General features: G+C 39.3%; 2 protein-coding genes. One reads left to right on the top strand and one right to left on the bottom strand.

Annotated elements, in window-relative coordinates:
• Positions 1–413: 413 nt before the first annotated feature.
• Positions 414–3,914 (bottom strand): reprolysin-like metallopeptidase, encoded by a 3,501-nt coding sequence (locus G498_RS15450; protein ID WP_051269841.1) that lies wholly within the window; start codon positions 3,912–3,914, stop codon positions 414–416.
• Positions 3,915–4,877: 963 nt separating this feature from the next.
• Between G498_RS15450 and G498_RS14950 the strand changes: the two genes are divergently transcribed.
• Positions 4,878–6,372 (top strand): SprB repeat-containing protein (locus G498_RS14950; RefSeq protein ID WP_035754195.1); only part of this gene is annotated, 1,495 nt, incomplete at its 3' end.

Below are 6,372 nucleotides of genomic sequence, written 5' to 3'. Positions count from 1 at the left end.
GTTTGGTGAACCTTACCTCTATGAAAACCAAACGAATTACGATTACTTCCCTAGCCCCGGGTGCAATGGCACGCAGTAAAATGGAACACGGGAACGGCGTATAGCAATCAAAACCAAGCCATTCGCTCCAGAAGAAAACAAAAAAAAGCCAATCGTAAAGGATTGACTTGTAGCGGTTTGTGTTTTGTATTATCCGTGGATGGTTTCTTTTTTGCCGTATTTGGCAATTACCGTGGCTTCGTATTCCAGCCATTCTTTATTAAGCTTGACTTGACGGCTAAATTTTATGCTGCTTGGATGTTTTGTAAGGGTATTAAAGACTATACATGAAGGAGTTGCGGAAAGTTATTATATGCAAAAAAGCTGTTCTAATTGAACAGCTTTTTAATTTGGGTTAGGATTTTAGTTGCCTTTTATTCTTTGATAAAACGTTTAGAGGCAACTGTCATGCCATCTGTAACTTCAATGATGTAAATGCCTGATTTTAAAGCTGAAACGTTAATAGAGTTGGTTTCAGTATTTCCATTTGCAATTTGTTGTCCGGTCATGGAATAGATTCTGTATGAAATGGTGCCGTCTAGATTTGACAGATTTAAGATGTCGCCTTTTACCGGGTTCGGATACAATTTGAAATCTAATTTGCTAAGATTTTCATTTGTTTCGACAGATTCTTTTACCTCTGTTTTTGCAGTAGTACCAGGAAGGAGATTTACAGTATAATCTTCAACCTCTCCGTTTGTGAAGGTCTCACAAGCAGTCGGGAAACCGTTGTATTTCATGGAAACTCTCATTCTTGTTGTTCCGGTTACTGCATTTGACGGTACGACAAAACTTCCGCTAACCGATGTGTCCTTTGTTTTTGATTTTTTGAAAACAACTTCATTTGAAGCAAAATTGCCATCTTGATTATAATCAATCCAAACAGTGTACCCTTCATTTGCAGACGAGCCGTTCCAAGCTGGTGTAATTGTAATTGAAACGGTTGTATTAATCATCAAATTTGTCGACTGCATGGTGTAGTCTCCATATCCGTTGTTGTTTCCGGAAAGATTGTTGATGGAACCTATTTGTACACGATTGATGTATTCTTTGTTTGTACCACCGGTTGAAGTACAATACGATGCTCCGACACTCAATGTAGTTACCGTTACAATGTTGCTGGCAGTGGAAACATTTCCGGCAGCATCTTTTGCAGTTACATAAAAGTTGTAGGTGGTTGAAGCGGATAACCCTGAGACCACTAAGGAAGTAGCCGTAGTAGTAGTCTTTAACACACCGTTTTGGTATACGTTGTATCCTGTAACCCCAGTGTTATCCGTAGCGGCGGTCCAGGACAAATTAGTGCTTGAAGTGGTTGTTCCCGAAGCTGAAAGTGTTGAAGCCGTCGGAGCAGTTGTATCCGCCAACCCAAGAGTTGTTACGTTTATGGTATTACTGGCAGAAGAAACATTCCCTGCTGCGTCTTTTGCAGTTACATAAAAGTTGTAGGTGGTTGAAGCGGATAACCCTGAAACTGTCAATGAAGTAGTGGTAGTAGTGGTTTTCAATACGCCGTTTTGGTATACGTTGTATCCTGTAACCCCAGTGTTATCCGTAGCGGCAGTCCAGAACAAATTAGTGCTGGAAGTTGTTGTTCCCGAAGCCGAAAGTGTTGAAGCCGTCGGAGCAGTTGTATCTGCTAACGCCAGGGTTGTTATGTTTACAGTATTACTGGCGGTAGATACATTTCCGGCCGCGTCTTTAGCTTTTACATAGAAACTATAAGCAGTTGAAGCCGTCAGACCTGTTACCGCTAATGAAGTGGCGGTGATGGTGGTTTTCAATACGCCATTTTGATATACATCGTATCCGGTAATACCAGTGTTGTCAGTTGCAGCAGTCCAAGACAAATTAGTGCTGGAAGTGGTTGTTCCCGAAGCCGAAAGAGTTGAAGCTGTCGGAGCAGTAGTATCAGCTGTAGCAGAACCTGTAATAGTAAAATCGGCATTGTTCACATCAAAGAAAATGTGGTTGCTCCCTTTAACCATGATTCGGTTTTTGGTTCCCGGATTGTTTGGGATTATTACGTTTTGTGAGCCGTCATTAGGAGTGCCTGCCACTAAAGTGATAGGGAAGGTTTGTCCTCCGTCCGTAGATAATAAAATGTCAACATTCGCACAGTTTACCCCATTGGCCGTTGTTCCTGCAACCGTCCAGTTGATGGTTTGTGAGGTCCCTGCTGCATAAGTCACAGCCGTATTTTGTGAATTAACGGTAAAAGGTCCTGCAACACCGTTCACGGTTACAACCATATCGTCAGCATTGTTAGCACCGCCTCCGATTCTGTTATCGCGAACGGTTAAACGGAAGTTTAAGGTTCTTGCAACGCCGGGTAGCGTTTCCGAAGCAATTCTATATCCTGGAGTTGTAGTTAAACCTGCCAAAATGGTATTCATATTTGGAAAATATCTTACAGGAGAAGTGGTTGGCTGATACGATCTGAAAAGAGGACCAGTCGTAGCTGTAGCAGTTGGAACTGTTGAAGTTGCGTTTCCTAAATCCATTTGCTCCCAGCAATAGGTTAGTGTTTCGTTTGTATTTGCATCTGTTGCAGTACCAGTTAACATAAAAGGAGTTCCTTTTGGGATGATATAATCGAGACCGGCATTTACAACTGGTGTAGCGTTTCCTGTATTGGTAACAGTTCCGCAGGTTTTGGCTTTCAGATTGTCTGTAATTTGTTGGATGCTGATTGCGTGAAAGTAATCGTCCGGAAATTGTTGAATATCCTTTACACTGGTCCCCGCATAACTCATGACAGTTGAGCCACTTCCGGGTTCCATCTGAGCCGGATTGGCACCTTCGGTTGAATTTGTAAAAGTGTGATTGGCTCCTAATTGATGAGCAATTTCGTGTGCAGCGTATTTGATATCATAACGATCACCTTCCGGTGTATAGGGAGACAAAATAGAAGTATATCCTCTTCCTTTGGAGTTATCAACACCTATGCATCCTATACATCCGGCATTACCGCCACCTAATGCAGAATCAAATAAATGTCCGATATCGTAATTGGCTTCTCCTATAACAGAAGTTAAGGTAGCTTGTAATTCTGAAGGCCAGGAAGTTTTTGTAGAATAAGGATCTGTATTGGCATTAGTGTAAATTAAATTGTCGTTATTGGCAACAAGTACTAATCGTACGCCTAAATCTCTTTCATAAATACCATTGATTCTGGTAAGCGTATTGTTCATTCCGGCTAAGGCCCCTGCTTTAGAACCTCCAAAATATGAGGTATATTCTCCGGTACAGGAGAGGGCAAGTCTGTATGTACGTAGTTTGCCATCGTCGGCTCCTCTTGCAAAAGTGCCGCTATTGTCTGTAGATTTCATAGCATGGGTTGCATCATCGATTACGCCACACTCAAATTTATCCAAAACATCTTTGTGGTCTGAATTTTTATAAATCGTATAAGCGGTTTTATCTGCGTTTACAGGTTCTATAAAGACAGTTTCCTTATTTGGATATACTGTCATGGATTTAAAACCTAACGGGGAATTACTGATATATGCACGCGTCTTTGGGTTGTCTACACCAACGGCGATGTAAGATTTTATCTCGGGATATTTGGCGGCTAATTCAGGAGCCATAACAGCGTTCTCGTAAACTTTGAAGCTTTCCATGTTCCCTTCTCCGTTTGGCAACGTAATGATAACGTTTGACTTAATGTTGGTGTTCTCTCTTTTTGGAGATTTGCCCAACACTTTTTTCATAGCAGATACGTCTAAATCGAAAATATTTTTCTGAGGTAAGTGCGATTGAATAACTCTTCCAGAAGTTTCTTTTGCAGTACTCTTTTTCCATAAAGCATTTTCGCTTTGAGCGATTCCGTAGGTGCATGTAAATAATAGGGCAGCACAAATTAATTTTCTCATGAATTATCTTTTTTGTTAACTGGCTCAAAATTAAGTAGTTAAAAATAAATAATCGATGAAATTAACAAAATAATCGACGAAATGCACGTTTTTTAATTATTTCTAAGATTTGGGCTACATATTTTTATAAATTTAAAGATAATATTAATAATAAAATACTTAAACACTTGATTTTCAATAAATTGTATTTTGTTGTTTTTTGAAATTTTCTACCTGTTTTGGGTTGAAAATATTGTAATGTTTTGCTGTTAATGGAAAAGGTGACTTCTTTAAATTTTACGATGCCAATTTTTTTAATCAGCCTTGGTTCTTATTTTTTAACACAAAGGATCTATTATAAAAATGGTTGGGGATTATTTTATTTTTCAGTATAAACCAAAAAAAAATAGGTTATTTCTTATAGTTTAAAATTTTAAAAACCAATAAAAAACACGTAATATTTTTGAGAGGTTGGAATTTAGAAACATTTTTTTGTAAAAAATCTTACGTTTCAATATTACCCTTAAGTGTTTGGTAATCAATATATTGTTAAAAAAGTTAAAGTCTTGAATGGTTCTAATTTCTTCATAACAATACTATAAAATAGTGTTAAATTTGTGCTTATAAACTTTAGTAAGGTTATTAGACGGTTTTATGATTATTTGTGATTGCTTTGCAATAATACCTCCACAAAAATCAATTTACATTAGCATTGATTTTTAAACGGTTCTACGATTAATTGTGATTGTTTATTCAGTAATACCTCCACAAAGATCGGTTAACATTTTTACAATTCTCAAAGTGAATCGACGGTTACTTGTGATTGCTGATGCGATAATACCACCGCAAAATAAATTAACATTATTCTTTTAATTTGCGAATAATCTTAAAGTTTCAATTTTTGATTGAAAGGGCATTGTTTTCAGATCCCCTATTCTGTCATAGATCTTCCTCCTGATACTATGGTCTTAAAAACCTAGTATTATGAAAAAAAATATTCTACAATCGAATAAAAGTGGGCCAGATGAAGGTTACACTTTAGACATAGGAAACACGACAATATTTAGTGAAAATAAAGTACGCTTACTCTCTCTAATTATCGGTATGTTTTTATTCTGTTTGCCATTTGCCACATTTGCACAGACAAACCAGCAAGATTTAAGATTACTGACAACCGCATACGAACCTGGAAAATGCCCGGCAAACGACATCCGAGTTGTATCTGCTAGCTTAAATACGGGAAGTCCGTGTTTAACTTGTACTGAAGGTCCAGTAACGGCTCCTTTAACTATTAGAATTAACCACAATACAGAGAGCCCCGGCAGATATTTAGCGATTTGTGGGACTATAGTAGAACATTTGTCTGGAGGAGGGACAGTGGAGACAGACATTTCCAAATGCTTTGGACCACTCCTCAAAAATTCGGAACAAATTGGAGGTGGTCAAAATTTAGCCTCCTTTAACGTTACCTTTACTTGTGGCAGTACACTTGAATTAACGGATATTCTTTTAGTTTGGACAGCTGCTAATGGAGGGTGTCCTGTAACATTGGATAATAATCCAAACGGTAAATATTGCTGGAACAATCCTAATGTTGATATTCCTACAGCAATTGTGTTAACAGAAACCCATGTAGATGCCGGATGTTTTGGAAGTGCCACCGGTTCCATCAATTTGTCGGTATCTGGCGGAGCTTCGCCATATACTTATGCGTGGACTGCATCAGCAGGCGGTTTTATCCCGTCAGGGCAGGAAGATGATCAGGATCTTAACGGATTGATAGCAGGAACTTATAGTGTAACCGTTACGGATTCAAAAGGTTGTACAGCTACGAAGTCGGGAATTGCTATAGGACAAGATCCTTTAACAGTGCCAGATATAACGAAGGCCCCGGACTCTTATTCAGATGTCTGCGGTAAGTCGGCTGCACAGGCTCAGGCCGATGTTAATGCGGCTTTTGCGGCATGGTTAGCTGTGGCTCCTGTGCCAAGTGGAGGAACGTTGCCTTATGCAAGTGTTGTTCAGAGTCCGCTCAATCCTAGTGCACCTGCTTACACCGGTGGGTCAACTTCAGTTACTTGGACTGTAACCGATCATTGCGGGCAAACAGACTTCGTTACCGTAGACTTTACTGTTTCGAATCCGTGTAATATAGTTTGTGCTTCTGAAGCATCACCAGTATCCTGTAATGGCGGTTCAAATGGGTCAATTACAGTGAGTGCTTCCGGCGGAAACCCTCCGTATACATTTCACTTGTTTTTAACATCAGACGGCACTTTTGCAAACGAATTGCAAACATTAACGGATAATATAGCGCCGACAGAGCCAGGTCAGGTGACTTTTTCGGGCTTAAGTGCAGAAAATTATACTGTCTTAATTACCGATGGTGCACATGATATAGATAATGCCCAAGCATGTGACGGTGTAGAAGTGTCACAACCAGCAGCATTGACTTGTACAGTAGCTAAAGTTAGTGATG

Source organism: Flavobacterium suncheonense GH29-5 = DSM 17707 (assembly GCF_000430025.1).
GTDB lineage: Bacteria > Bacteroidota > Bacteroidia > Flavobacteriales > Flavobacteriaceae > Flavobacterium > Flavobacterium suncheonense.
Note: the sequence above shows the minus strand (reverse complement) of the source record. Positions and strands in the feature narration are given on the sequence as shown.